The sequence below is a fragment of the Vibrio sp. TRT 1302 genome (genome assembly GCF_050113875.1).
GTDB lineage: Bacteria > Pseudomonadota > Gammaproteobacteria > Enterobacterales > Vibrionaceae > Vibrio.
Map to the genome: position 1 here is coordinate 220,109 of NZ_JBNJOF010000001.1, position 26,012 is coordinate 246,120.

At 45.8% G+C, this 26,012-nt stretch carries 26 protein-coding genes; 14 read left to right on the plus strand and 12 right to left on the minus strand.

What is annotated here, in order from left to right:
* Positions 1-74 precede the first annotated feature (74 nt).
* Entirely contained in the window at positions 75-944 is an 870-nt protein-coding gene (locus ACQEXP_RS00955) for a LysR family transcriptional regulator (RefSeq protein ID WP_269376840.1), read from the minus strand.
* A gap of 107 nt (positions 945-1,051) precedes the next feature.
* Here ACQEXP_RS00955 and ACQEXP_RS00960 point away from each other — a divergent pair, with 107 nt between their 5' ends.
* The 3 genes from ACQEXP_RS00960 (at position 1,052) to ACQEXP_RS00970 (ending at position 3,603) form a co-directional block, all read left to right on the plus strand.
* Positions 1,052-2,299, plus strand: a complete 1,248-nt coding sequence (locus tag ACQEXP_RS00960; protein ID WP_269376841.1) for an MFS transporter — start codon at positions 1,052-1,054, stop codon at positions 2,297-2,299.
* Entirely contained in the window at positions 2,296-2,868 is a 573-nt protein-coding gene (locus ACQEXP_RS00965) for a DUF1415 domain-containing protein (RefSeq protein ID WP_426967584.1), read from the plus strand. The genes ACQEXP_RS00960 and ACQEXP_RS00965 overlap by 4 nt, the downstream gene beginning before the upstream one ends.
* 159 nt (positions 2,869-3,027) lie before the next feature.
* On the plus strand, positions 3,028-3,603 hold the full coding sequence (locus ACQEXP_RS00970; RefSeq protein WP_426968017.1) for a nucleoside triphosphate pyrophosphohydrolase family protein: 576 nt from the start codon (positions 3,028-3,030) through the stop codon (positions 3,601-3,603).
* Positions 3,604-3,905: 302 nt separating this feature from the next.
* Here the strand turns inward: ACQEXP_RS00970 and btuD are convergent, their stop codons facing one another.
* From btuD to ACQEXP_RS01015, 9 genes are all read right to left on the minus strand, one after another.
* Positions 3,906-4,661 (minus strand): vitamin B12 ABC transporter ATP-binding protein BtuD, encoded by a 756-nt coding sequence (gene btuD, locus ACQEXP_RS00975; protein WP_426967586.1) that lies wholly within the window; start codon positions 4,659-4,661, stop codon positions 3,906-3,908.
* Positions 4,648-5,643, minus strand: coding sequence for a vitamin B12 ABC transporter permease BtuC (gene btuC, locus ACQEXP_RS00980; protein ID WP_426967587.1), 996 nt, complete (start codon positions 5,641-5,643; stop codon positions 4,648-4,650). The genes btuD and btuC overlap by 14 nt, the downstream gene beginning before the upstream one ends.
* 106 nt (positions 5,644-5,749) lie before the next feature.
* Positions 5,750-6,778 carry a succinylglutamate desuccinylase gene (locus ACQEXP_RS00985; RefSeq protein WP_426967589.1) on the minus strand — a complete coding sequence of 343 codons (1,029 nt, stop codon included), beginning with the start codon at positions 6,776-6,778 and terminating at the stop codon, positions 5,750-5,752.
* Positions 6,779-6,982: 204 nt separating this feature from the next.
* Positions 6,983-8,773, minus strand: coding sequence for a M3 family oligoendopeptidase (locus tag ACQEXP_RS00990; protein WP_426967591.1), 1,791 nt, complete (start codon positions 8,771-8,773; stop codon positions 6,983-6,985).
* A 13-nt stretch (positions 8,774-8,786) separates the two neighbouring features.
* The gene (locus ACQEXP_RS00995; protein ID WP_426967593.1) at positions 8,787-9,422 is read right to left on the minus strand and encodes a histidine phosphatase family protein; all 636 of its coding nucleotides are present in this window, start codon (positions 9,420-9,422) and stop codon (positions 8,787-8,789) included.
* Positions 9,412-9,954 (minus strand): bifunctional adenosylcobinamide kinase/adenosylcobinamide-phosphate guanylyltransferase, encoded by a 543-nt coding sequence (cobU, locus tag ACQEXP_RS01000; protein ID WP_426967595.1) that lies wholly within the window; start codon positions 9,952-9,954, stop codon positions 9,412-9,414. The genes ACQEXP_RS00995 and cobU overlap by 11 nt, the downstream gene beginning before the upstream one ends.
* Complete coding sequence (locus ACQEXP_RS01005) at positions 9,951-10,727, minus strand: adenosylcobinamide-GDP ribazoletransferase (protein ID WP_426967597.1); 777 nt, start codon at positions 10,725-10,727, stop codon at positions 9,951-9,953. Before ACQEXP_RS01005 ends, cobU begins: the two co-directional genes overlap by 4 nt.
* Positions 10,727-11,758, minus strand: a complete 1,032-nt coding sequence (gene cobT / locus ACQEXP_RS01010) for a nicotinate-nucleotide--dimethylbenzimidazole phosphoribosyltransferase (RefSeq protein WP_426967599.1) — start codon at positions 11,756-11,758, stop codon at positions 10,727-10,729. The genes ACQEXP_RS01005 and cobT overlap by 1 nt, the downstream gene beginning before the upstream one ends.
* Positions 11,759-11,763: 5 nt before the next feature.
* A complete protein-coding gene (locus ACQEXP_RS01015; protein WP_426968019.1) occupies positions 11,764-12,375 on the minus strand; it encodes a flavin reductase family protein in 612 nt (203 codons plus the stop codon).
* A 620-nt stretch (positions 12,376-12,995) separates the two neighbouring features.
* Between ACQEXP_RS01015 and ACQEXP_RS01020 the strand changes: the two genes are divergently transcribed.
* The 8 genes from ACQEXP_RS01020 to purT all read left to right on the plus strand — a co-directional run bounded on the left by ACQEXP_RS01020 (position 12,996) and on the right by purT (position 21,398).
* Positions 12,996-13,607 carry an oxidoreductase gene (locus ACQEXP_RS01020; RefSeq protein ID WP_426968021.1) on the plus strand — a complete coding sequence of 204 codons (612 nt, stop codon included), beginning with the start codon at positions 12,996-12,998 and terminating at the stop codon, positions 13,605-13,607.
* Between the two features lie 122 nt (positions 13,608-13,729).
* Entirely contained in the window at positions 13,730-15,154 is a 1,425-nt protein-coding gene (gene sbcB / locus ACQEXP_RS01025) for an exodeoxyribonuclease I (protein ID WP_426967601.1), read from the plus strand.
* Positions 15,155-15,305: 151 nt separating this feature from the next.
* Complete coding sequence (locus tag ACQEXP_RS01030) at positions 15,306-15,671, plus strand: CidA/LrgA family protein (RefSeq protein ID WP_269376853.1); 366 nt, start codon at positions 15,306-15,308, stop codon at positions 15,669-15,671.
* On the plus strand, positions 15,671-16,348 hold the full coding sequence (locus ACQEXP_RS01035) for a CidB/LrgB family autolysis modulator (protein WP_269376854.1): 678 nt from the start codon (positions 15,671-15,673) through the stop codon (positions 16,346-16,348). The genes ACQEXP_RS01030 and ACQEXP_RS01035 overlap by 1 nt, the downstream gene beginning before the upstream one ends.
* Before the next feature lie 251 nt (positions 16,349-16,599).
* Positions 16,600-17,532, plus strand: coding sequence for a LysR family transcriptional regulator (locus ACQEXP_RS01040; RefSeq protein WP_426967603.1), 933 nt, complete (start codon positions 16,600-16,602; stop codon positions 17,530-17,532).
* A 48-nt stretch (positions 17,533-17,580) separates the two neighbouring features.
* Positions 17,581-18,831: a lipase family alpha/beta hydrolase gene (locus ACQEXP_RS01045; RefSeq protein ID WP_426967604.1), complete on the plus strand. Its 1,251-nt coding sequence runs from the start codon at positions 17,581-17,583 to the stop codon at positions 18,829-18,831.
* A 260-nt stretch (positions 18,832-19,091) separates the two neighbouring features.
* A complete protein-coding gene (gene cdd, locus ACQEXP_RS01050; protein ID WP_426967606.1) occupies positions 19,092-19,979 on the plus strand; it encodes a cytidine deaminase in 888 nt (295 codons plus the stop codon).
* Between the two features lie 243 nt (positions 19,980-20,222).
* A complete protein-coding gene (purT, locus tag ACQEXP_RS01055) occupies positions 20,223-21,398 on the plus strand; it encodes a formate-dependent phosphoribosylglycinamide formyltransferase (RefSeq protein WP_269376858.1) in 1,176 nt (391 codons plus the stop codon).
* A gap of 45 nt (positions 21,399-21,443) precedes the next feature.
* Here the strand turns inward: purT and ACQEXP_RS01060 are convergent, their stop codons facing one another.
* Positions 21,444-22,094 carry a thiopurine S-methyltransferase gene (locus tag ACQEXP_RS01060; protein WP_426968023.1) on the minus strand — a complete coding sequence of 217 codons (651 nt, stop codon included), beginning with the start codon at positions 22,092-22,094 and terminating at the stop codon, positions 21,444-21,446.
* 333 nt (positions 22,095-22,427) lie between these two features.
* Here ACQEXP_RS01060 and ACQEXP_RS01065 point away from each other — a divergent pair, with 333 nt between their 5' ends.
* The gene (locus tag ACQEXP_RS01065) at positions 22,428-23,201 is read left to right on the plus strand and encodes a RelA/SpoT domain-containing protein (RefSeq protein ID WP_426967608.1); all 774 of its coding nucleotides are present in this window, start codon (positions 22,428-22,430) and stop codon (positions 23,199-23,201) included.
* A 111-nt stretch (positions 23,202-23,312) separates the two neighbouring features.
* Complete coding sequence (locus ACQEXP_RS01070; RefSeq protein WP_426967610.1) at positions 23,313-24,290, plus strand: DUF3187 family protein; 978 nt, start codon at positions 23,313-23,315, stop codon at positions 24,288-24,290.
* On the opposite strand, the gene ACQEXP_RS01075 is transcribed toward ACQEXP_RS01070, so the two are convergent.
* Positions 24,287-25,030 carry a sporulation protein gene (locus ACQEXP_RS01075; protein ID WP_426967612.1) on the minus strand — a complete coding sequence of 248 codons (744 nt, stop codon included), beginning with the start codon at positions 25,028-25,030 and terminating at the stop codon, positions 24,287-24,289. The genes ACQEXP_RS01070 and ACQEXP_RS01075 overlap by 4 nt on opposite strands.
* Before the next feature lie 190 nt (positions 25,031-25,220).
* Between ACQEXP_RS01075 and hutC the strand changes: the two genes are divergently transcribed.
* The gene (gene hutC / locus ACQEXP_RS01080) at positions 25,221-25,934 is read left to right on the plus strand and encodes a histidine utilization repressor (RefSeq protein WP_269376863.1); all 714 of its coding nucleotides are present in this window, start codon (positions 25,221-25,223) and stop codon (positions 25,932-25,934) included.
* Positions 25,935-26,012: the final 78 nt, after the last annotated feature.

Genomic DNA, 26,012 nt, shown 5'->3' on the forward strand with positions numbered 1-26,012 from the left:
TCAAATTACTTCAAACCTAGGCTTAGTGCGATAGGGAAATAGCAAAGTGTGATATTCACAACGAGATTAGAGCATTAGGTGTATTGCTTAACAAAATCAATAAACGTTCTGTCCGCCATAGATAAGTATCCATCCTTTCGCCAAGCCAGTAATAGATCGATTTTGACTCTTGGTTCAAACGGTACTCCAACCACCTCTTTCTCATTTTGGGTCACTAATTCAAGTAGTGCCGTAATCGCAAACTCGTGTTTTACAATGCTAAGAATCATTGGCAACAGATTGGTTTCAAAAGAGAAGCGCATCTCTTTGCTGCACTGCAATGCCTTTTCTTCGAGAAAGTTACGGTGAAAATAACCCGGTTTAAACATCACCAGTTCATGGTCAAAAAAATCCTCGAAGGCGACCGATTTCTGTTTTGCGAATGCATGCTCTTTGGCAACAACGGCCAACATTTCCACTTGCAAAAGATGGTCGGTTTCTAGGTCTTCAGGCACATTCTCATCATCAATCACACCAATATCGAGTTCGCCGTTAAGTAGCATCTTGCGAATATCTCGAGTGCCCGCATCGACCAACGTTAATTTCAGATTGGGATAACGGCTGTTAAATGCCATCAGCACCTGCGGAAAAAAATAGGATCCCATCATGCTTGGTGCGCCAAGCCTAACTTCACCTTTTTCAAGCCCTTTGAGCTCATCAATCGCAAGTTGCGCATCTTCCAATTGCTGCAAGACACGTTTAGCGTGCTCATACAGAACCTCACCTTCATCGGTGAGCGATATTTGCCGATCTTCACGTCGAAAAAGTTCAACTCCCAGACTTTGTTCCAGCTTTTTTATCGAAATGCTCAAAGCCGGCTGTGCGATATGTAATGCTTTGGCTGCTCTAGTGAAATGCCCATGTTGCGCGACAGCAACAAAGTGCTTGAGATGCTTCGAATCCATGCTTATCTCTATATGATTTTTATATCACGACTATAATTTTAATATATTTTATTTATCACATTTTGACTGATATTTTGCTCACATATCTCCTTATTCGAAACGCCACTATGATTGAGCTTAAAACCAAGCAGTACCGGAACGTCACTTTTAGTTTAGCCTTAGGCTCATTTCTGGTTTTCTGTAACCTGTATCTGTTCCAGCCGATGCTTCCGTTTATGGCGACTCATTTCTCCGTTTCAGAAACCCAAATTAACTGGGTGTTTGCCGCCAGTACGCTTGCCTTGTCAGTTTGTCTGGTTCCTTGGGCAGTCGCGTCCGAATCATACGGACGGCGCAAGATAATGCTCATAGGTCTGCTGGCTATGCCGGTGATTGGCCTGTCGATGTTGGTCAGTGATTCACTTCTTGTGCTCGTTATACTGCGTGCGCTCATGGGAATGGCACTGGCTGCATTCGCCTCCGTGGCGGTTGCCTATATGGTTGAAGAGTTATCTGAACAGGCCTTCGCCCAAGCGATCGGCGGATACATTGCTGCCAATTCCCTGGGCGGCATTGTCGGAAGAATCATTGGTGGTACTCTGACCGATGCACTTGGCTGGCAGCAAGCCGTCATCGTCGTCGCACTAGTGTCACTCATCGGTGCGTCAGTGGTGTTCTTTACCCTACCAAAGCAGGTGAACTTCACGCCTCAACGTGGCATGTTGCGCTACCATAATCGTGCTCTAGTGAAACACCTTAAAAACAAAACGATTTGGATTGCGATGGTACTTGGTGGGGTCAATTTTGCCCTGTTCGTCAATCTATACTCAGTGATGGGATTTCGCTTGGTCGCGGCTCCGCACAATCTGCCCATCGGTCTTGCTTCGTTAATCTTCCTTTGCTATCTGTCAGGTACTTTGAGTTCAAGATTAACTTCGGTTTGGCGTAAGCGTCACCAAAGCGTGTCGGGAATGGTCACGGGGACCACTCTTAGCCTTATTGGTATGCTGGTCGCTTATGTAGATTCACTCACCTTTATGATTTTAGGTCTACTCCTGATCAGTTTTGGCGCGTTCTTCACTCATACACTCGCGTACGCTTGGGTCAGTCAAAAGGCGACACACGCCAAAGCAACGGCGACTGCGCTCTATCTCGTTCACTACTACATTGGCGGTAGTATTGGTGGTTTCTTCCTTATCTACTGCTGGCAACAAGGGGGCTGGACGTATGTCATGGCGGGAGGCTCAATGCTTTATGCTTTGGTGTTTATCCTTTGCCATAAGCTATCGAGATCCGAGGCTAATGGTCCAATAGACAAGCCAGCATCAGTAGAATCTGCTATTCTTGCGCCAAATTCTAATTTGGAAGCAAAATGACTAACCAAAGCTCAACACAGATGAACAAACAGCAAGTGGCAAGCGCCGTAGAACAATGGCTAAACGATGTGGTGATCGGCCTTAACCTTTGTCCATTTGCCGCGAAGCCACAACGCAACAAACAGATTAAAATTTTCGTCAGTGAAGCGGAAACAGAAGAAGCGCTGCTGGAAGATATTCTGACTCAGTTGCTTGAACTGGACTCTACTAAGCCGGAGCAACTTGAAACCACACTGGTTGCAGTACCCAATATGCTCAGTGACTTCTATGACTACAACCTGTTTATCGACTGGGTCGAAGCACTTATACGCCAGCAAGATTGGGAAGGTATTTTCCAATTAGCCACGTTCCACCCAGACTACTGTTTTGGTGGCGCAGAGCCTGAAGACGATGAGAACCTTACCAACCGTTCTCCGGTGCCCGTATTCCACCTGATCCGCGAAGAGAGCATGGAAAAAGTCCTTAAACATTACCCAAATCCTGAGGCGATTCCAGATACCAACATTGCTCGCGTAGAGTCCTTAACGGCTGAAGAACGTCGAAAACTCTTCCCATACCTATTCCGCTAATCAGTTGAAGCGACAAACGACGAGCTAACCCTTTCGGGCTCTTGATCCCGTACTGTTCAATTGTTTGTCGCTCGACTGATTTATTTTATAGCGCCGATAGCAGGATTTAGCCCGCTTTGGTAGTATTGCTCCACCACAATGACATCCGGATTAATGGATATGCACCTTTCACAACTGACCACTGATATTTTTAATCACCTTTACCGTGATATTTCTGAGTTCCGTAGCACCTTCGATTTACCTGTCGCTTCTCCTGAAAGCCTAGATGACAAGGCTGACACTCTACACACGTCTCTCGCAATCGAAGAGTTAACTGAGTTAGCAGAAGCTGACAATAAAACAGAACAAGCGGACGCGATCATCGACAGTGTTTACGTTTTGATGGGTCGCTTGGTGCATCTAGGCCACGACAAAATTGAAGACAACCTAGCCATCAACTACCTTATCGACCTGCTACTTAATGTTGCGGTCAACCGTGGCATTGACTTCGTTCCATGTTGGGATGAAGTACACTCAAGCAATATGAGCAAAGTATGTCGTAACGAGCAAGAGTACGCGGATACTGAAGCTCACTATGCAGAGCAAGGTATCAAGCTGATGGCAGTGCAAAAAGGCGATTACATTATCGCTAAATGTGCTGAAGATTTCGTTGCTGAAGGTAAGACGATCCGTCAAGGCAAAGTACTTAAGTCGGTTTACTACCGTCCTGCGGATCTTGTGCCACTGACTAAATAAGTCGACGTTAGATAAAAAGACGCCACCTTCGGTTTCCCTTGGGTGGCGTAAGCTGCCATAGTCAAAAACTGACTTCATCAACATTGGGTTTGTTACCACTCTCGTAGAACTCCCCTCAAGTTAAATCCGCCTAACAAGAACGAGAATGTATCGCTATAACTGTTGCCAATAGCGTGCCAATCTTGAAGAAAATTTAACTCATTGATTTTTAATGGATTTAGAAAATGGCAGCAACACAAATCATTGACCCGCGATCTAAACCAGTGCAAGACGCACCAAACTAACCCTTTAGGGGTAAACATTTACTCAAACAGCAGGATGGGCTCTCCATCCAACATGACGTGCTTAACTTGAGTTTTAAACACTCGTGACAGTTCGCTTGCGCTTAGTACTTGCACCACGTCGCCGAAACTTTGCAGTACTCCTTTATCGAGCAGTAAGGCTTTGTCTGCATGCTTGAGGGTCCGGTTGAGATCATGATTGGACATAATCACGCTAATGCCCATCTCAGCCACGCGGCGAATAAGTTTATACAGTAGGCTTTCCTGACCGATATCGAGCGGAGCTGCGGGCTCATCTAGGATGAGTAAACGAGCGTGAGGGTTTAAAGTTGGCCATATTTGCAAACAGATCGCGCACAGTCGAACCCTTTGCCACTCCCCTCCCGAAAGATGATGAATCGAACGGTGAAGTTTGTCGTCAATCTCTAAAAGTTGAGCCAATTCCTGAATAACGCTTTCAATCTCACTGGTTGCAGAGTTAATAAACGCTGGCAATGACAGTGACAAATAGTGAACAACATCGAGGTTGAACGCTGGACGGTCACTTTGTGTAAGATACGCACGACATTCAGCCAACGTAGAGATCGAGCTTTGTGCAACATCGAGATCAAAGATGGTTGCTTGGCCTTCAAAATTGAGTAATCCTGCGACCGCAGACAGCAAGGTACTCTTACCACTTCCATTCGGACCAATAATATGAAGGATCTCACCGCGCTCGACAGCGAAGGATAGTGGCAACAATCTAGCGCCGACGGATAGGCTATTAACGTGAATCATGATTACTTACCAACATCCAAATAAAGATTGGTGCACCGATTGATGTGGTGACGACCCCTAACGGCAACTCCGCCGAATCAAGCGCAGTTCTGGCGATCAAGTCTGCAAAGACCACAAGTGTGGCACCCGCTAGAGCAGAAATCGGCAGTAAGTATCGATTTTCACTGCCAAAAGCGAGTCGCAGAAGATGTGGGACGACGAGACCGACAAAACCGATGACTCCCCCTAATGCCACCGCACCACCAACAAGAATCGACACGGCAAGGATCAACTTCCAACGTGCATTATCAACATCGACACCTAGCTGCTTCGCATGCTGTTCACCCATCATCAATTTATCTAGCAAACGTCCTTTGCAACATAGCCAGACCAACACAGGCACTAACAACAAGGTCAACATGTGATGATACCAACTTGCCGCACCTATGCTGCCCATCAACCAATACATCAACTGACGCATGCTTAGATCATCACTGAAGTAAAACGCCCAAGTGACAATCGCACCAGATAGAATGCCAAGGGCGACCCCCACCAGCAATAACCGAGTGGTCGTCAAACGCAGAGACTTAGCAACAAACACCAATAAAAGAGTAAAGGCAAGCGCTCCTACCACCGCTGCCAGCATAAAGCCAATCGGCGTTGCCAAGAGCGGGAAAAAGAACAGTACCAGCACCATCATGACGCTAGCACCACCCGAGATACCTAGTACCCCAGGTTCTGCAAGCACATTGCCCAGTAATACCTGTAGCACGGCCCCAGAAACGGCTAACGCAGCTCCTACAGCGACGGCCGCCAATAAGCGTGGCAAACGTAGCTGCATAATTAACTGTTCTTGCAATGATGAAAGTGTCGCGAAAGGCGAAATGAATACCTCACCGACCATGAGATAAACGGCACTGATAACAAGTAGAGTGATCAAGAAAAGTACACCGAAGTACGTCCATCTACGTTGTCTACGGTTAAGTAGCTGAGAGAATTCCATGTTGTCGTTATCTATTTGGCAAAGCCGTAAATAATAATGGCCTAACGATACCGTTAAGCCATTAAAATAGAAAGCGTACTAACCTAGTTAGTCACAAAATGTGGTCTTAATCGTAAACGACCTGACCCTCTTCATAGCGAGTTTTCACTGGGCATACCATTAGCGCAGCGCGTTGACCGACGGCGACATGACGGTTAGGGAAAACGATCGCTTCACCCTCATTTTTTGCCATCAATGGTTTATCGCCATCATGACCGAACACTTCACCATGTTTAAATGCAGTAAAGTTTTCGACTTTGTCATCGAATAAGAAATCGAAATCATCGTGAAGACGAACAATCGTACGACTCACACGGTACATCGTCGGTTTGCGTGGCAGATGCTCCGCCTGACTGTCTGACACTAGATCACGTAATGCCAGATCAAATGCGACCAGCTTATCGAGTTCGTTCTCGCCGATCTTAGCCACGCGACCAAGTTCAACGGTCAGCGCTTGAGCACCAAAGTTTTCTGCGCTAAACCAACTAAAGGTACTAGAAGGTGCGTTAGAGAACATTACCGCTTCAAGATGAGCACTAGACACAAATTCCATCAAAGCCTGACTACGGACAGGATGACGAACCTTAGGGCTAACGACAAACGAGTAATGTTTCGATAGACGAATCGCACAATGTAAATCGAGATGCCAGCGCTGCTCTTGCTCTGTCCCAAGATAAAAATCACTCACAACCTTTTTCAAGTTCTTCGCAATCTCAAGCTCTTTAGACGGTTGATACTCTTTCTCATCAAACAGACGGTTGAGATTCATTTCAATGAATCGCGTATGCGCGTTAGTCGCTTCTGGATGAGCATTAATGAAAAGCAGCCTGTTGGTCACTGTTTGGAAACCAGACTGAATATCAGTGATGATCTTATCCGTGATCTCCATCGGCGCGGTCTCATCGCCGTGAATACCACAGGAAATAATGATGTGCTTACTATCTTCAGACAGCTTCGCTGGAATGACCTCCAACACACCACGTTGATGAATTTTAAAGACAGTTCCACCAGCAACCGTGACTTCGTTGGCTGGCATTTCTTGTTCTAAATCTAGACTGTCTAAAAGAAATGATTGGCGAAAGAGGTTTTTCGTCATGCGCTACTCCTTTATTGCACAGCGGGTATGTTAATGAATTGTTCGGATAAATTTTGTAGGTGCGATCCCACTTATTGACACCAATCATGTGCCTCATTGCAATTTATCCGATTGCCACTAACAGACGTGGCAAATAGGTCTTCCACTGTACAAATTGACCAAGCATTGGCTTGGCCAACCGATAATATCATGATTTTGATATGATTATTTTTGATCTAACAAGGATTCAAACTCATCAATCTTAGTTTTCACTCGATCAATGCTCTGTTGCCAAAAATCTGCTTGTGATAAGTCCATTCCGAGATGTTTCTCAACGACTTCTTCCGCCATCATTGAGCCCGTATCGCGTAGTAGACTCACGTAATCGCTATAAAACTGATCGCCTTTGCGCTCACGCTGGGCATAAACACCAATGCTGAACAAATAGCCAAATAAATATGGGTAGTTGTAGAAACTCACTTCCGAGATAGAAAAGTGAAGTTTACTTGCCCAAAAGTAAGGATCTGGCTCTGACATAGAATCGCCGTACCACTCTTGCCAAGTTTCGCTCATCAGATCACACAGTTGAGTCGGACTCAGTTCACCTTGGCTACGTTGACTGTAGAAGGCTTTTTCAAACTCAAAACGCACAGGGATATTGATCATTAGTGCGTAGCAGGATGTCAGCTCTTCCCACAACATTTCGAGTTTTTCTTCACGGCTACTCACTTGAGCGAGCAAATAGTCTCGAACGATGTTTTCAGCGAAAATTGAAGCCGTCTCTGCGAGAGTCATTGGGTAGCGAGTTTGACATAAAGGCATATCACGCATCACCCAGTTGTGGAACGCATGCCCCAACTCGTGAGCTAAGGTGAGCAAATCCGAGCGACTTCCTCCCCAAGTCATGAATACCAGAGGCGAACGTGTGGCGGCAAACTTGGTGCAGTAAGCGCCTAAACGACGATTTTCAGTCGGTTGCGCATCAATCCAACCATTTTCAACCATCACATCGACAAATTCCGCCATTTCACCATCCACTTGAGCAAACGCGGTACGGATAATCTCAATCGCTTCATCAAACGCATACACTTTAGGCTCTGCGTTAGTAATACTAGGCATTCCCGCAAGATGATTCCACGGACGCATCTCTTGTAAGCCATGAACTCGTGCCATTAATAGACCAGCTTTTTGACCTATGCTTCGATTGGCTTTAGCCGTCATCATCATAGTGTCTAGAGTCGAACTCTCTATGCGGCTTTCATGTAAACTGGCATCTAGAAAATGGACATCCGTTAACTTAGAACGTTTTTGATATTCCGTTAAACGCCAACCAGCCAAGGCATTAAGGATCGCAGCAAATGATTCTTGGTTAGCTTTCATCGCGGCCTGTATACCACGCCACGCGGGCTCTTGGCTCGCAAAGTCCGTCCCATACAGCAAACTCGCGGCATGAGAAAAACCAACTTTACTACCTTGCCCATCCTCTAACGTCACCTGTAGAGATCCTGTGATGTTGTCATACAGGCGCCCCCAAGCATCACGACCATCCACTTGCATTGCTGTCAGAAGCTGCTCTTCAGCTACCGATAGCTTAGTCGCCGCTTGTTTACGCGCACACTCTATCTGGAAAGCTTGTCCATAAACATCACCACTTGGGTGAGTGAGCACGTCAGTAATAAAGCTCTCTGGCGCTACGGTTAAGGTATTTTCGTACGGCGCAAAAGCTTGCGACAACTCAGAGTTGAGCTTGGCTACACGGCCTATGAGGCTTTTGGCATCATCATTTGATGCATCAATAGAGGCGTGGCAGTGAGCAAAAGTATTGATTGTCGCCAACAGTTTTCCAGCAGCTTCGCTGGTTTGAATCGCATTCTGTGTCACTGACGGTGACTCACGATTATCAACATGGATACCGAGCGCCTGGATACACTGCCTGATCAAATCGATGTCTTGCTCGATTTTCGTGTCGTTCAAATCCTGATAAGCGATGGACAAGTCCCAGCTTGGTGCGGTCATGATACTTCCTTAGCTATCCGTTTAGCGGTTTACCTATCATACAAACCCGAGGATAGCTCTGTTCAGCCTTGGTGATTTGTATATGAGTTAAAGAATGGTGGGCGATATTCAAGCTCGAATAAAGGGCTGGATTGCTCCAGTCTAACTTGAGTACCTTAGCTAAAATCATTCTGATCGTGCCACCATGACAAACGATGAGAGTGTCTTTTTCGACAGTTTGCATAAATTTATCCCACGCTGTCGAGATCCGTTGGTAAAAAATGTCTAAGGACTCCGCATTAGGCAAGGAGTTGTTCGCGGGATCTTGCCAAAACGTCTCAAAAACTGGCCATGATTCTGGTGTCGTTGCAAAAGGAACTCCATCCAAATCACCAAATGATATTTCGCGCCATTCAGGGGCGACGACATAATCGAGATGTTTGGCGTTGTCGTATATCAACTCGGCTAACTCTTTACATCGTTTTAAAGGTGAAGTGATCAGAGTATCGAAACCAAGCCCCTCACTCATAAGGCTTTGATATATGGCCTGCTGATGTTCTGTTGCAACCGACACATCGGTGTGACCATACAGAGCCGGATCACCAAGTGTTTTGCCATGTCTAAGCAGGTATACATTGATGCATTTGAGTTGACTCACACTAGGCTCCATCCACTTGTTTGAGTATCAATGGCAATCCCGCCGCGATAAGTGTTACGCGATGAGCGACCTCAGCCAAAGCCTGATTCATCCAGCCTGCGTGATCGACAAATAGACGCGAGACTTCGCCCAATGGCACAACGCCGAGACCGACTTCATTTGAAACCAAAATCACGTCTGCCTTACAGGAGATAATCGCTTGTTGTAACTCTGAGACGTGCCGCTTTATCTGCTCATCACTCAAGGTTTGACCATGATTGTAAATGATGTTGTTCAACCACAACGTTAGACAATCTATCAACACGACATCCCCGAACTCAAAACGAGCGAGTAGTGACGCAAGCTCAATCGGGCACTCATGCTCAACCCAGTCATTTCCTCGCGATTGCTGATGATGTGCAATACGCTTTACCATTTCCTCATCAAAGGCTATCGCAGTTGCGACGTAGTGCTTCACTTTTTTGCTTGCTATGGCAGTAACTTGCGACTCTGCATAACGCGACTTACCCGAACGGGCGCCTCCGAGTACTAAATGGACAGTCATAAGTTGATTCCCTGTACGGCTATCAAGGAGAGATAGATCAGCATTTCACTCAGTTGTTGCGCTGCGCCTAAGCAATCACCAGTAAATCCACCAATTCTTGCCATCAACCAGCGCTTAAACAACACTCGAAACAGGACAAGGACAGCGATCAAAATGAGTGTTTGCCCCACCCCAAGTAACCAGCACGGTAACACGCCCGTGAGTAACAATATCACTAACTCTCGACGAGATTGTCGTTCGGCTAAGGGCTTACTTTTACTCGTATCCGTGTCTGTGACATACGGCATATCATAGATCAGTGAAGCGGCAACAGCCCGGCTTAAACCATAGCTAACGACAATGATTAATAAGATTTGTTGTGACTGAATCAACTCTGATAGCAGAACATATTTCGCCAGCAAGGTCATGATTAACGCGCTAGCACCATAAGTACCAATACGACTGTCTTTCATGATCTCCAGCCGGCGCTCAACCGTCATACCACCACCGATACCATCGGCCATATCCGTCAAGCCATCTTCATGAAAAGCCCCTGTTAGAAACAAGCTAAACACCATCATCAGCACAATGGCAACATGAGACGGAAACAACAACTGCGAAGCGTAAAGCACTAGAGCACATAAGGCCCCTAGCAGCAATCCAACAAGGGCAAAATACCGCCCAGCCTGATTCATTCGCTCAGGGCTATAGGGAATAGATACGGGTACGGGGATTCGAGAAAAGAACCCTAATGCGAGCATAAACAGCTGGTACTGATACTTGATTGCAGACATTAGTCGACGACCACTCCTGCTTGCTCAAAACTCGCCATATTGTTGTAAAACTCGGCAGCTGCACGCACCAATGGCATTGCCAGTACTGCACCTGTGCCTTCCCCCAGTCGCAGAGAAAGATCTAATAAGGGTTGTGCGTCTAGCTGTTGCAATAAGTACTGATGTCCAGCCTCGTGTGACTGGTGCGCAAAAATCATGATTTCTCGACAATCTGGGTTGAGCAAACTAGCAGCATAGGCTGCTGCCGAGACAATAAAACCATCAACCAATACCGGCGTTTTGCTTTCTGCCGCAGCTAAGAATCCACCCACCATCTGAACAATTTCAAAGCCTCCAACTTCCGACAAGACATCGATAACTTCAAGCCCTTCACAACGACTCACACCTTGACCCACCAAGTCGACTTTCTTTTGCCACTGTTCATCCGTGATACCCGTCCCACGACCGACACATTGGCTAACAGGCAGGCCACTAAGTGCTGAAAGAATCGCAGCGGCACTGCTGGTGTTACCTATTCCCATTTCACCAAACATCACTAGGTTCGAACCTGAATCAATGATCTTACTGACCACCTGTTTACCAAGTTCTATACCCTGTTTTGCTTGTTCTGGCGTCATGGCCGCCTGACGCGCCAAATTATTCGTTCTCTCGCCAAGGCGTTGGACGATAAAGGCATCTGAATCATGGACGACAGGTATTAAGATGCCACAATCGACCACTTTTAACGCCACCTGATTGGTGCGACAAAAACAGTTAATCGCTGCCCCACCAGCAAGAAAGTTCAACACCATCTGCTGAGTCACCGCGCTGGGGGCAATACTCACACCTTCATCTGCTATTCCATGGTCGCCGGCAAACACAACCGCTGTCGGTTGGGTAATTTTAATATCAGTGACAACGTCACCCTTTGTATTACTTTGGATCAGCGCCAATTGGTGCGCCAATGTCTCTAGCTGCCCTAAAGCACCAAGCGGTTTTGTTTTCTGATTGATGCGATGCCAAATAGATTGTGAATAACTGTGGTCTAACATAACGCTTATTCTGGCCTCGCTACTGAAAACACGTTATCAATAGTGGCATACTGACTACCACCAAGACGGGAAAGCGGATTGACTTTAAGAGCATCCACAACCAAGCGATCACTGCGCTCACCGATGACTTTTGGGTCCACATACACCTTTTCGATCTCCACAAAAATCAGACTTTGTGGTGTTTCACCGATCTCTTTCACTTCAACTAACTTACATGCAAACGCAATAGGACAGCCTTTGACTCGCGGCAGTTCAAAGCCGTCGAAATCAACCAAGTCTAGGCCAGTCGCTTCAATTTCTGATTCACCATGGGGTAAGGTTGCCGCAGTTTGAGTCACCTCTTCGGCCTGTGATTGCTGCGCTATGTGAACAACAAGACGCCCCGTTTCTAATACATTTCGCGTCGTGTCCTTCACTTCGCCTGTTGGCTTTTTACCCACAGAAACCATCAGCAGCGGTGGATTACTGGATACCGGCGTAAAATAGGAAAATGGCGCTAGATTGTAACGACCTTGGTCGGAGTCAGTTAATACCCAAGCGATCGGCCTTGGGATAATGGTCTGAGTCATTAAGTGGTAAATTTGGGTAGGTGCTAGAGTGCTTAGCTCAATATTCATCGATTGTCCTTCAGTGCCGAATCCTTTGCGCTGAGTGTAACGTGAAATCATACAGTTAACACCCCTAACCGACTCCCAAAAACTCGATGAACTGTCAAAAAGATTCTGAGATTGCGTCCAAAAGTGCAATTTTTCACCCAAAAGTCCTATCTTTTAGTTTAGGGAGTGCATTTATAACGGCACAAAGTGTGCATTGATCTAGCCGTATCACTGTTTTCTCCCACTTGATGTGCAAGGAGGTTGTATGTTTGCCAATCAACAGTCAAAAAAACAGAAACAAAACAAGCCACAACAACGTAACCAAAAGAAAGTACCTTTGTCATTAACCTGACGTTACGAACAGACCTCGCCATTCGGGCGAGGTCGATAAAGCCCAATACGCCAAGTCACTCCCATTTCAGCCATTCCCCCCTACCACTCTAGGGACTATTGGCCAATCCCAAGATCCGATCACAGAAATTATTACCGCTTTGTTAGATGCTTGCTTGTCTCAAGCTATGCGATGACGCGTGGTAAATCACATCAACGGACAAGGTACGTAGGCTTTGGAACAAGCTAACTCCCTCACCATAATAATTGCTGGTTCTACTGGCTTGATTGGCAACGAACTCATTAAGCAGATGTTAGATCAGACTCCTATCGATCACATCTACGCTCTGAGTCGACGAGAGCTCCCTTTTTTCCATCCCAAACTCGAAGTGATCCAGCACCCCGAACTTCGAATCCAAAACTGGGATGACGAAAAGCCACAGCCTGAGTTTGGTTTTATTTGCTTAGGAACAACCCTAAAGCAGGCAGGCTCGAAGCAAGCGCTTGAAAAAGTCGATTATGAGTTGGTCTGTGATGTCGCTCAGGAGATGAAACTGCTCGGCGTGAAACAACTTGCGGTCGTCTCTAGCTATGGTGCTTCGGTACGTTCATTTTCTCATTATCTACGTTGCAAGGGACGAATGGAGTTCGCCATAGAACGAATGGGATTTGAACGAGTAGTATTTGTACGACCAGGACCATTAAAAGGCTTACGTGAGATCCCACGTAAAGACGAGGTGGTGATTCAAACGATGATGACCTTTCTAAAACCACTCATGCTCGGCCCGTTGTCCAAACTCATTCCAATCGACGCGGCTGAAGTCGCCCAAGCGATGCAGTACCAATTATTTGCACATTCAAGTAAATCATTGGAGATACTCGACAGCAGCGACATGCGCCGACTGATCCATCAGTATCAGTGATCCGTTTGCAAAGATCGGCCATTTTTCTACCACTCAACCTGATATCGACTTAACCCGATTGCCTTGACCTTGTTGCAATGGTCTAATACCACGGTGAATTTTAAACACTTGGTAATCAGATAATGCAACAAGAGCATCAGCCTACGTTTTTCTTCTTCGACTACGAAACGTGGGGAACCAGCCCTGCTAAAGATCGTCCGTGTCAGTTTGCAGGCGTTCGCACCGATATGGACTTCAATATCATCGGTGAACCACTGGTTATCTATTGCCAACCACCCGCTGACTACCTGCCTTCCCCTGAAGCGGCGCTGATAACGGGCATCACCCCTCAAACAGCTGAAACTAAAGGGCTGAGTGAACCTGAATTCATTGCAAAGATTCACCAACAGTTAGCCACACCAAATACCATAAGCCTCGGCTACAACAGTATCCGCTTTGATGACGAAGTGACTCGTTACACCTGCTACCGCAACTTCATCGATCCTTATGCTTGGAGCTGGCAGAACGGCAACTCTCGCTGGGATTTGCTTGATGTGATGCGAGCGTGTTATGCCCTGCGCCCTGAAGGTATTCAATGGCCTGAGAATGAAGAGGGCTTTATTAGCTTTAAGCTTGAGCACTTATCTAAAGCGAACGGCATCGAACACGAGAATGCACACGATGCGATGGCAGACGTGATCGCAACAATCGAGATGGCAAAGAAAGTTAAAGCGGCACAACCAAAGCTGTTCGATTACTTTTTAAGTATGCGCCACAAGCGTAAACTCAATGAACTTATCGATATCGTTAACATGACGCCCCTGATGCACGTATCAGGCATGTTAGGTAAAGAGTGTAATTACACTAGCTGGATCGTACCTGTCGCTTGGCATCCAACTAACCAGAACGCGGTAATCTGCGTTGATTTGGCCAAAGATCCGCAGGTGTTGCTCGATCTGGATACCGAACAGCTCAACCAACGTCTTTACACTAGGCATTCGGACTTAGCGCCAGATGAGTTGCCTGTGCCAGTTAAGCTGGTTCACCTCAACAAGTGTCCGATCCTAGCGCCCGCGAAAACATTGACAGCAGACAACGCAGAAAAAATTGGTATCAACCGCGAAAAATGCCTAGAAAACCTAGCACTATTGCGACAGCATCCTGAAGTTCGAGAAAAGCTCATTGGTATTTACGCGATTGAGCGAGAGTACGAAAAAAGCACGGACGTAGACGGCATGCTTTACGATGGTTTCTTCTCTCCTGCTGACAAAGCTGCGATGGATATTATTCGAGAAACGGATCCTAATAATCTCGCCGCACTCGATATCGCCTTCAGCGACCAACGCATTGCACCGCTGCTATTCCGTTACCGCGCTAGAAACTTTCCGTGGACATTGGATGAAGTAGAACAACAACGCTGGGCTTCGCACTGCCGAGATTACTTTGAAAGTCGTATTGAAGAGTACATGCTAAATCTCGAGAACTTGGTTCACGAGCATGAAAGTGACCAAAAGAAAATTGCAATCTTAAAATCCATCTACCAATACGTGCAAAAGCGAGTATCCTAGTAGTCAAAAATTATAATAGTTACCAAGTCCTGCACCCTACAAGATCGCTCAATCACCAAAATAACCAATAGAAGTTGGGATTGGGCCTAAATAAAAATTTATTGAGCCTTATCCCCCTGTTTAAGGCTCTTCAGTTGGACAATACTAGATTATGGCGAAAACTTTGCTTCATTTTGTTGTGTCTATGGGGCTGATCTTCTTGTGCCTAGTTGCCGGCATTAACATTCAGCACCTACTCGACATTTCTATCCCCGGTAGCATTATTGGAATGCTGATTTTATTTAGTCTGCTTGCTAGCGGGCTCGTACCTGCGCACTGGGTTCGTCCCGGCGCAACCATGTTTATCCGTTATATGGTGTTACTGTTCGTCCCCATCAGTGTGGGATTGATGGAACATTTCGATATGCTAATAGCCAATGCACTGCCGATTTTAGCGAGTGCTGTCGGTGGTACTTTTATCGTCTTGGTACTGCTTGGTTTGATGCTAGACCGAATGCTTAAAGGAGGACAAAAGTAATGTGGTTACTTGTTACTATTGCGGTCTTCTTCTCAGCACGTTGGTTATGTCAAAAATTCAATAGCCCGTTTATGAACCCGTTGTTGGTCAGTCTCGCGGTATTGATCCCTTTGCTCACGTATCTAAAAGTCCCGTTTGAGACTTATTACGCAGACAACCATTGGATCAACTATCTGCTACAACCCGCTGTTGTTGCGCTCGCCTACCCACTATACGAACAATTACCTCAAATCCGAGCTAACTGGCGAATCATCATGCTTGCCTGTGGTGTCGGCAGTGTCATGTCGATGTTTACAGCCAGTATGATTGCCGTCTACCTAAAAGCGGATATCTCTTTGATTGCGAGCTTACTGGGTAAATCGGTAACCACACCAATCGCTATGGAAGTCTCTAGCCACTTAGGTGGTGAACCGGCTATTGCCGCTATCTTAGTGCTGATTGTGGGTTTGTTTGGCGCCATCATGGCCTACCCAATCTACAACCTACTGAATATCACTCACCCGATAGCAAAAGGCTTGACGATGGGAACCGTCTCTCACGCACTTGGCACTGCGACCTGCGCGGAGAAAGATCCGCAAGACGCTGCGTTTAGTTCTCTCGCCCTAGTCGTATGCGGGGTTATCACTTCAATACTAGCGCCTTCCTTCTTTACCCTAGCGGTTTGGTTGTCAGCTTAAGAGAAAAACAGGCCACTTATGTGGCCTGTTTTCTACCTTTATCCATCAAATTATCTCCGCGACTCAATACAATAGTAGTTATTTGCTACGATTAAAAATGAGACCTAGGGATATGTTCTTGAGTACTCGTTCCCCATTTAGCGAGCGTTCACTGTAAAGTAATCAACGGGCTAGCCGTAGCTCAAAATGAACATCTCCAACCAAATCAGATCAGCTCCCAACGTACATAGACTGGAAACATATAAAACAACATGAAAAACAAACTACAAGACCTCGATTTAAACTTGTTAAAGCTGTTAAAAGTTGTCGTAGAAACCCGTAACACCCATGCGGCAGCCGATCGGTTGGGGATCTCACAAACCAGTGTCAGCCGAGGACTTGCTAAACTTCGTGATGTGTTTGGAGAACAACTTTTCATTCGAAAAGCGCACGGTGTTGAACCGTCGGAGTTGGCTGAGAGACTGGCCGAAGCGAGCGACCTGATGCTCACACCGTTGATGAAAGTGGTAGAGTCTTACCAGAACTTCGAGCCTAAAACCTTCGATGGACAGATAAAAATCGCCATGAATATCTTTTTTCTCGAACTACATGGAGATGGAATTTTCAATGCGCTGAGTCAGGTCTTTCCACAGGCAAATTTCAGCATGGTCTACTGGCAAGAACAATCGCTATCCGAAGTGTTAAATGGCGGTATCGACTATTTGATTCACTTTGAAGGCTATCCTTTGCCACAAGAAATTTATAGCCACACTTTAGAAGAAGTTGAACTTTGCGTTATCGCGCGTAAAGACCATCCGGTGCTCAGCGTAAGTTCTGACTGGGATGCGATCCACACATTGCCTCTTGCACGGGTTATCATCGACGGTATTAATTCCAAACGCGCCCCCGTTGAAGAGCTGTACATTGCCAAAGGGTTTCGACCGAGAGTTTCGCTTGTCACCCACAGTATTCGAGTATTGAACAATAAGCTCTGCACTTCCGATGCAATCATGTACGGTAGTCGTTATATGACGTTGCTTGATGATCGTCTTCAAGCCTACCCTCTACCGGAGATACCTAAACAGATGCAAAAAATCCGGATTTGCGGCGGTTACTTGCAATCCAAGCGAGGCTACCCTCTCAATCAGCATTTACACCAAATTATTCAATCATATTTTGATAATCTCAAGACCATTAAACAGTAGATTACAGTCAGATTGGATTCGAGCTTGAATATCAGCAGGAGTGAGAAATTGAATGCAAAACGCTTAGTTAGCCTTGGTCTAATTACCTTGCTCAACGGCTGTGGATCTTTAATGACATTGCAATCTGATCTGGAACAGAAAGATAAGCTCTATCAAGAGTTCTCGATTAGCACACCGCAAACCGCTGAAGAGAGTCGGTTCATTATTCTTCAATTAGAGTCACTTGACCAAAATGGGGTTCTTACTGCTCATTCCATTCCGAGCAATAGCAAAGCAACGTTCCCTTCATTCTTCAACCTGACTAAGTTTGTACTGGTATTTGAAGACGTTAATTCAGATTTCATATACCAAAATAACGAGCCCAGCTATCTGTTTTACAAAACAGAGCTTGCAGACGATCAGTTTACTGTTCACCACGCGAATTTGATTACTGACGGAGTTGCTGAACTCGATGGTTTTGCAACGACGCCCTATCTTGAGTTCGAAGTAAAACCCGAACGAATTGGCAGAGTGGTAGGCTGGGAAAATGAAGCTTTCTCAGATCAAGCGAAAAAAATGGGGATGTGGCAACCCCTTCAGTTTATTGATAATGATTACGTCGGGCTTTTCTTTTTGGAACCCTACCACGAGGATAAAATTCCCGTTCTCTATATTCACGGCATGGGCGGAAGTGGACGAGACTTCGAGCAAATGATCGCCTCACTCGACAAAGAAAGATATCAGCCTTGGGTGATCAATTATCCAACAGCGCTCTCTCATACCCTTCTTTCGCATTCCATTGCCGGCATTATGCGCCAGTTGCACCAGGAGTATCACTATCAACCGATCCATATTGTCGCTCACAGCATGGGGGGTGTCATCGCGCAAAGGTATCTTAACGTTTGTAGCGCCAGCAATCGTTGTGAGCTAGTGCGTTCTTTTACCTCTATCGCCTCGCCGTTTGGTGGCGTTTCATCTGCTGAAGCTGGCGTAAAATACTCACCTGTTGTCATGCCTTCATGGAAAGACTTGGCACCGAACGGAATGGCTATTCAATCTCTCTTTCCAAGTCAAAGTAAAACCCAAAGACCACCACATTTGTTGGTTTTTGCGTATCAGAAGAACCCAACCTCAAGAGGTGCCAGTAGCGACGGCTCTATTTTGTTAAGTAGTCAACTACGCCTAGAAGCCATTAACCAAGCTGATGTTTTGTTCGGGGTTGATGAAAACCACACCAGTATTCTAGGAAACCGTGATGTTCAGGAAAAAATCCATACTTTCTGGCAACGTACAGATGTAGAGCAACCAAATGACCGTTAGGATTTAAGCTGATGACGTCTCGTTTGCCCTACGTCTCTTTCGTGCTACGACACACTTCATAAAATTTAATCGTGCAATCGTTATCATGTGTGAGCTCACTCTAATTATGTAACGACAAATCTCATTACAAACAATATTGTGACTTAGATCTCTGAACATTTTTGAGTCTCACATAAAATGTAATACCAATATCAGAGTTTATTCTTCCCTTTTGACGACTAAGCTCAAAGATATCAATTACGCTGAAACAAGGATTCACTATGAGAAGCCGCATTGAACAAGCGCTGTCAGAAGCGCCAAAAAACGTAGCAGATTTCTTATCGCCTATTCTTCTCGCTGACGATTTTGACGCGACACTCACTGCCGAGCAGTTTGAACAGTTACTGACTATTTCCGGAATGGAAGATGCTGACCTACGTGTAGCACTGCTTCCATTCGCTGCGGCCTACTCTTATGCACCCCTTTCAAACTTTTATGTTGGTGCCATTGTCCGTGGTCTTTCTGGTAAGCTTTACTTTGGCGCAAACGTCGAGTTCTCAGGCGTGCAGTTAGGCCAAACTGTACACGCTGAGCAATCAGCAATCAGCCACGCATGGATGAAAGGTGAACAAGGCGTTGCCGATATCACCATCAACTTTAGCCCATGTGGCCATTGTCGCCAATTTATGAACGAGCTTTCGACCGCAGATAAACTGAGAATTCAGTTACCAGAGCGCGACAGTAAATCACTACAAGAATATCTCCCTGAATCGTTTGGCCCAGCAGACCTTGGTATCAAATCAGCACTAATGACCAACGTCGATCACGGCAAGAGCTGTGATGAGCAAGATGAGCTGGTTCAAGCAGCGATTGACGCTCTTAACCGCAGCCATGCTCCATACACTCATAACTTGAGTGGTGTTGCGATCAAGATGAACAATGGCAAAGTTTACCAAGGGGCTTACGCTGAAAACGCGGCATTTAACCCTAGCCTACCTCCACTTCAGGTTGCCCTAGTACAACTGCTACTAGACCGCCAAGATCTCTCGGAAATTGATTCGGCAGCACTGGTCGAAGCTGAAGGTGGTACGATTAGCCATCTGGCGAATACACAATCCACTCTGGAAGCAATTAATCCAGATATTCCAATGAGTTATTTGGAACTTTAATTCATCTCGAAGGCGCTAATCTAGCGCCTTTTATAATCCTGTTATTCGCTTTAAGATCCATTGCGATCTCGAGTATTTTCCCCATCAGCTATTCCTTATACGACTTAATTTAATCGCGAGTAGCGCTTGCCGTTCTTTACGACCATTTTACTACAGCAAACCTTACGCAAACGTTTGCTTTTTATTTCACAATCAGTATGATTGCCTCCATTCAGCTAATCCTCGTAGAGTTTAAGGTTAATTATGTTTGGTACAGCAACAGCAAAAAATGCAACCCGTGTGATGCTTCTTGGTTCAGGTGAACTCGGCAAAGAAGTCGCGATTGAATGTCAGCGACTAGGGCTTGAAGTGATTGCGTGTGATCGCTACGAAAATGCGCCTGCGATGCAAGTCGCTCACCGCAGCTATACATTAGACATGCTTGATGGTGATGCCCTTCAGGCAATTATCGACAAAGAGCAACCTGACTACGTTGTACCTGAAATTGAAGCCATTGCGACTGACACTTTAGTCGCACTTGAGGCAAAAGGGCTTAACGTTGTCCCTACCGCAAAAGCAACCAAGCTGACAATGAACCGTGAAGGTATTCGCCGTCTCGCAGCTGAAGAGCTACAACTGACCACTTCTCCTTATCGCTTCGCTGATACCTATCAAGAGTTTAAGTCAGCGGTTGATGCAGTCGGTATTCCGTGTGTTTGTAAGCCCGTTATGAGTTCTTCAGGCAAAGGCCAGAGCGTAATTAAAAACGCCGAAGATGTGGAAAAAGCATGGAACTACGCTCAGGAAGGTGGCAGAACCGGAGCTGGACGAGTCATCGTAGAGGGCTTTATTGACTTTGACTACGAAATCACTCTGTTAACCGTTCGCGCTGTCGATGGTACTCATTTCTGCGCTCCGATTGGTCATCGTCAGGAAGATGGAGACTACCGTGAATCTTGGCAGCCCCAAGTGATGTCAGATGCAGCGCTTGAAGCCGCTCAAGATGCAGCGGGTAAAGTCGTCAACGCACTCGGTGGCTTTGGTATTTTTGGTGTCGAACTGTTTATCAAAGGTGACACAGTGATCTTTAATGAGGTCTCCCCTCGCCCACACGATACGGGCTTAGTGACTCTTATGTCACAAGATAGCTCTGAGTTTGCTCTGCACGTTCGGGCATTTACAGGGTTGCCAATATCTGCCATTACTCAATATGGCCCAGCAGCTTCAGCGGTGATCTTAGGTCAGGGAACCTCGACAAACATTCGTTTTGAAGGCGTTGCTGATGCTTTAGCTCAGCCTTTAACGCAAGTTCGTTTGTTTGGCAAACCAGACATCGATGGTCGTCGCCGTCTTGGTGTCGCAATCACTCGTCGCGAAGATATTGAAACCGCGATTAAAGACGCCGTAGAGAGTGCGAGCAAAGTAAACATACTTTACTAACATCGCACAAAAGGAAAAGGCTTGGTTGAACCAAGCCTTTTTCATCTATTCACTTTCGATTAAATAGACTTCCTCGGCAAAAAGAGTTAACCCCTTCTTGGCAATCTTAGGGTGATCTTCGCCCGCTTCATCTCGGTAGAGTCGCGTTACTTTGAATTCAGAAAATAACGCACGAATCTCTTGTTCAGCAACCGAGAACGGAGGGCCAGCCATCTCATCCTGTGGATAATCAAGGCTCACCAGTAAAATTCTGCCGCCAGGTTTGAGCAGCGACTTAATCCTAGCAACATATTCCACTCGCATCTCTTCTGGCAGCGCCACCAGTGAAGCGCGATCGTAGACGATATCGACAGGCTTGAGGGGGGCAGTAAAGAAGTCTCCGGTGTAAATGGACAACTCATCAAACTGGAACAGTTCGTGCTGACCGTTGATAGGCATCACCATCGGCGTATAGAAATGTTCAGCGAAGAAAGCTCGCACCGCAATGTTGCTTAGCTCCACGCCCTGCACATCGGCATGTTTCGTCGCTAGCCACACCAAATCTTCAGACTTTCCGCATAAAGGCACTAGCACCGTATCCTCATGGTTTGGTTTCGTGTGCTGCCAATATTCAATAAGTAATGGGTTCACATCTTCAAGATGAAAACCAATCTGATTCGCGGCCCATTTGCCATGCCAAAACTCGGGATCTCTCATTGTCATTCTCTGTTGCTGACTTACTAGCGCATAGCCTATCTGAAAGCATCAAGAAGTGGTATAGCCAAATGCTCTTAGCTGAAAAGTTCATTCAGATTAAGTTCATATAGTCTGTTTATACTTGGTTACATAGTCGCGCTGAACCTTTAAAAACCTCGGTACTCTAAACAGTTACATAGGATATGAGATGCTGTTCAAACTTTTGTCATTATGGTTCAGCAAGCGATTGGAAACGCGAAATCTACCCCCCATTACTATGTAGAGATGAGTGGACTTAGTGATTGAATCTTTTTCGACACCTTTTAGCTAAGCCGACACATCTAAGGAGAGTGAATGAGCCTATTTTTGCGAACTACGGCCCTGATGCTTTTAATGCTCAGCCGTGCCCCAGCATTTGCCGCTATTCCAACCGCACCAGCTAACGAGGAAAATCGTTCTACCAACCAGAACGAAGTGTGTTCCAAGGCATTTAGACATAACTTGAGTGGCCTTTACGGCATTCAGTCAATGTCAGCAACGCCACTTCAACCCTATTCTGATTTCGACGTGCTTTACAGCAAAGCCCATCAAGCTCAAGCTGAACTCGAAACTCTAGTTAAAAGCACCGCTCTATTAACGTCCACTGAATCTTATTTCGCGGGAGTAAAATCTGCGCAAAGAGCAAAAGAGAAGATCGCTTATGAGCTTGATGGTCAGCCACAGCGCATTACCGACCTCGCACGTGCAACAATCGTCGCCGACGATATTGAAAGTCTTATGGCGGCTTATGAAGTACTCAACCGCGAAACGACTGTGGTTAAGGTGAAAAACCGTTTTAAGAAACCCGCTGCTTCGGGTTACCGCGACCTCAACCTTTTAGTCAAACTACCAAAAACGAACCTAATTGCAGAGGTGCAACTTCACCTTAAAGCTATCGCCGATGTAAAGAATGGTCCTGAACATAAATTTTACGAACAGATCCAAAAGATAGAACGATTAGCGGCGGTGGAATCTCGCCAAATGAACGAAATTGAACAGGCACAAATTCGTACCATGCGCCACCAATCGAAAGAGCTCTACCAAAATGCGTGGCAACCCTACATCACAACTCACCTAAGAGCCGCTTAATGACTAAGAACTTGTCCCGTCTGGGACAAGTTCTTTGCGTTATTTAGCAAAGCCTCATGTTTTAAACTATATTGTTATCATAAACATAACAATAATAGGTGGAGGCTTAGTATGCGGTTTCCTGTCTGGCAACTCACTCTTGTTTTCAGCCTGTTTACCAGCATTCTTTCCTACGGTAATGATGGCTATGGCCCTCTACAAAGTTATACCCAGTCTCCATTTCATACCAACAGCCTTTCGCCTCAGTTACGCTCTGGTTTCTCACTGCAAGATGATCAAAGCGAGATCTACACTTCCGGTACCATTTCCAGCATTTGGGCCGTTACCTCTAGCTACGAACTCGATTACTATCAAAATCAACTCGCGTTTGGTGCTAAGTGGCAACTCGACCCACTGTGGCAACTCGATCTACATTACCGATGGAATTACGCTGGAAACAATCACCTTGACGGCCTAACCATCGCTTTTCATGACTGGTTTTCACTGGAACAGAACGGTAGAAAAGAGGTTAATAACAATCGCTTTGTTATCAATATGCCTGAGTATGGTATCGAACTGGAAGATTTTCGCGGCGAAACCCTCAGTCACGCTATCACTGGTTATTTGCAGTATCAGTTGTTTACCCAAGAGCATCACGGTTTATCTGTGGGGGCATCGCTTTATTACAACGATACCAAACACGGCATTTTTAGCTCCTCAGAGTTCGAACAAGCGATACAGGCCAACTACGGCTACCGAAGAGATAAACACGCTTTAGACACCACGTTAGCGTTAACATTTCGCAATACGCCGACTGTCTTTGCTCAAATGCCCTATCGCAGTACCACTTGGTCAATGGGCAGCAGTTATCAGTATCAGATGTTTGAACACCATGCTTTTATAGGCCAAATTAATATCCACCAAGGGATCACTGCAGACAATGGAGAGTTTTCAAAACCTTCAACCGAATTTACCATCGGCTATCGTTATACGCTAAAAAACACCGCAGTAGAGATCACTGCGGTAGAAAATATGTTTAACGCTGACAACAGCACTGACATCGCGTTTGGCATTGCCTTCCGATATCGTTTCGGCGGGCAGACCAGTTAGACAGCGAGAATACGGTTCACCGCCGCAGCAATTTCGGCATCAGAAGCTTGGCGCTGGAGAGAAAATGAGAGATATTGATCACCACGGATACTCAAAGAGCGGTCCACTTCCGCTAAGCAATGCACTGTTGCGCCTTCTAATACAAACGAAAGCTCAATCTCTTTGCTACTTATAAAACCACTATTGCGAAACTCAATTTCCTGATAACAACCCGATTTTGAGCTAAAGTTTCCGCCACGTAAGAAGCCTTTTTCTACATCTGCTTTTACCATTCCAAAACCCGCTTGCTCAATTGCAGAAAGGATTTTTGCCACCACAGGTAAAGGTCTCACTTCGACAAAGTCCCTATCCTTTGGATCGATAGCAAAATCGATATCCAGAGTGGTTTCTACCCAAACATGACACTGATTTTTTAATGCATTGAGCGCCGTGATTGGCGTTTCTTCATCAAGACGCATTTCAAAAGGGACCTGCTTGTACTCATTTGGCTGAATGACAAATGGTTGTACCGCTTGAAGTTTGGCTAAAATAAATTCCTGATAACTGGTACTGTCTTCACTTTCGACCTTTACTTCAGTACACAGTTTAAGATTAATGGCGTCAATTTGCTGCTCAACGTCCCCGCCTTTAATATGAACCGTGCCTTTTAGTGTGTCACCTTGCATGACTGACATACTCTCTAGCACTGTATCCACTTTGGCCGCGCCAATACCCAACGAAGCTTTTAACTTTCCAAACATAGTAAATCCTTGTGATTTTGTTGCCGTTACTGATCTAACGCGCTCAATGACTGATATCAAGTCGTTTCTTCACTAATGATGTGAGAAAACGTGCGCTCGAAGCCAATTCATTGGCTTAAATGGGGTCGATACTTGCAATCTAGGCACAAATGTATAACCATTTGTATAGTCAATTATAAAGTTTAATATTATGAGCAATTCTCCCCTTTATCTCCAGATCAAACGGTATATTGTCGAGCAAATTGATCAAGGATATTGGCCTGTCGGCCATCGTATTACCACTGAGCTTGAACTGACGAAGCAGTTTGACGTCAGTCGTATGACGGTAAACAAAGCGATACGAGACCTTGTATCAGAAGGACGTTTAGTCAGACGCCCTCGCCTCGGTACGTTTGTTTGTGCTCCTGACGACAAAGCGGAATCACCGTTACTCGATATTCGTAACATCGCTAAAGAAGTTGAACAGCGTGGTAAAGCATACAGCAGTAAAGTGGTTAAACAACTGGCATTAACCGCCGATGATGTCGTCGCCATGAAGCTAGGCGTCATGTTAGGAAGTGATGTTTTCTACAGTGAAATCATTCACTTTGAAGACAAATCTCCCATACAACTTGAGTTGCGCTGGGTGAACGCAAGTTATGCGCCCAACTATTTAGAACAAGACTTTACGCAGATCACGCCCAACCAATATTTATCAGAAAACTGTCCTCTCAGCGCGATAGAGCATACGGTTGAAGCTATCGTTGCTGACGAAAGCGTGCGCGCAGCTCTTCGCCTTGCGATTAATGAGCCTTGTCTGCTGCTTAACCGCAGAACATGGAGCCAAGAAAAACTCGTCAGCACTGCATTACTCTATCATCCTGGCACGAGATACAAATTAAGCTCTAAAGTTCTCCTTCCTTAGAGCATTTCATACTTTTTGACTGATCACATTTTTGCAACATTGCACTTGATCATTTAGCAAACTTGAATCAGTATTTGT

Bases quoted from the DNA above. Each gene is read 5' to 3' on its own strand.
- ACQEXP_RS01020 (WP_426968021.1), top strand. From the start codon at position 12,996: ATGTTAGATCAGACTCCTATCGATCACATCTACGCTCTGAGTCGACGA.
- ACQEXP_RS01035 (WP_269376854.1), top strand. From the start codon at position 15,671: ATGTGGTTACTTGTTACTATTGCGGTCTTCTTCTCAGCACGTTGGTTA.
- cobU (WP_426967595.1), bottom strand. From the start codon at position 9,954: ATGACTGTCCATTTAGTACTCGGAGGCGCCCGTTCGGGTAAGTCGCGT.
- ACQEXP_RS00960 (WP_269376841.1), top strand. From the start codon at position 1,052: ATGATTGAGCTTAAAACCAAGCAGTACCGGAACGTCACTTTTAGTTTA.
- ACQEXP_RS00970 (WP_426968017.1), top strand. From the start codon at position 3,028: ATGCACCTTTCACAACTGACCACTGATATTTTTAATCACCTTTACCGT.
- ACQEXP_RS01075 (WP_426967612.1), bottom strand. From the start codon at position 25,030: ATGTTTGGAAAGTTAAAAGCTTCGTTGGGTATTGGCGCGGCCAAAGTG.
- sbcB (WP_426967601.1), top strand. From the start codon at position 13,730: ATGCAACAAGAGCATCAGCCTACGTTTTTCTTCTTCGACTACGAAACG.
- btuC (WP_426967587.1), bottom strand. From the start codon at position 5,643: ATGGAATTCTCTCAGCTACTTAACCGTAGACAACGTAGATGGACGTAC.
- btuD (WP_426967586.1), bottom strand. From the start codon at position 4,661: ATGATTCACGTTAATAGCCTATCCGTCGGCGCTAGATTGTTGCCACTA.
- purT (WP_269376858.1), top strand. From the start codon at position 20,223: ATGTTTGGTACAGCAACAGCAAAAAATGCAACCCGTGTGATGCTTCTT.
- ACQEXP_RS00995 (WP_426967593.1), bottom strand. From the start codon at position 9,422: ATGGAGCCTAGTGTGAGTCAACTCAAATGCATCAATGTATACCTGCTT.
- cobT (WP_426967599.1), bottom strand. From the start codon at position 11,758: ATGTTAGACCACAGTTATTCACAATCTATTTGGCATCGCATCAATCAG.
- hutC (WP_269376863.1), top strand. From the start codon at position 25,221: ATGAGCAATTCTCCCCTTTATCTCCAGATCAAACGGTATATTGTCGAG.
- ACQEXP_RS01040 (WP_426967603.1), top strand. From the start codon at position 16,600: ATGAAAAACAAACTACAAGACCTCGATTTAAACTTGTTAAAGCTGTTA.
- ACQEXP_RS01015 (WP_426968019.1), bottom strand. From the start codon at position 12,375: ATGAATATTGAGCTAAGCACTCTAGCACCTACCCAAATTTACCACTTA.
- ACQEXP_RS01005 (WP_426967597.1), bottom strand. From the start codon at position 10,727: ATGTCTGCAATCAAGTATCAGTACCAGCTGTTTATGCTCGCATTAGGG.
- ACQEXP_RS01030 (WP_269376853.1), top strand. From the start codon at position 15,306: ATGGCGAAAACTTTGCTTCATTTTGTTGTGTCTATGGGGCTGATCTTC.
- ACQEXP_RS01060 (WP_426968023.1), bottom strand. From the start codon at position 22,094: ATGAGAGATCCCGAGTTTTGGCATGGCAAATGGGCCGCGAATCAGATT.
- ACQEXP_RS00985 (WP_426967589.1), bottom strand. From the start codon at position 6,778: ATGACGAAAAACCTCTTTCGCCAATCATTTCTTTTAGACAGTCTAGAT.
- ACQEXP_RS00965 (WP_426967584.1), top strand. From the start codon at position 2,296: ATGACTAACCAAAGCTCAACACAGATGAACAAACAGCAAGTGGCAAGC.
- cdd (WP_426967606.1), top strand. From the start codon at position 19,092: ATGAGAAGCCGCATTGAACAAGCGCTGTCAGAAGCGCCAAAAAACGTA.
- ACQEXP_RS00990 (WP_426967591.1), bottom strand. From the start codon at position 8,773: ATGACCGCACCAAGCTGGGACTTGTCCATCGCTTATCAGGATTTGAAC.
- ACQEXP_RS01070 (WP_426967610.1), top strand. From the start codon at position 23,313: ATGCGGTTTCCTGTCTGGCAACTCACTCTTGTTTTCAGCCTGTTTACC.
- ACQEXP_RS00955 (WP_269376840.1), bottom strand. From the start codon at position 944: ATGGATTCGAAGCATCTCAAGCACTTTGTTGCTGTCGCGCAACATGGG.
- ACQEXP_RS01065 (WP_426967608.1), top strand. From the start codon at position 22,428: ATGAGCCTATTTTTGCGAACTACGGCCCTGATGCTTTTAATGCTCAGC.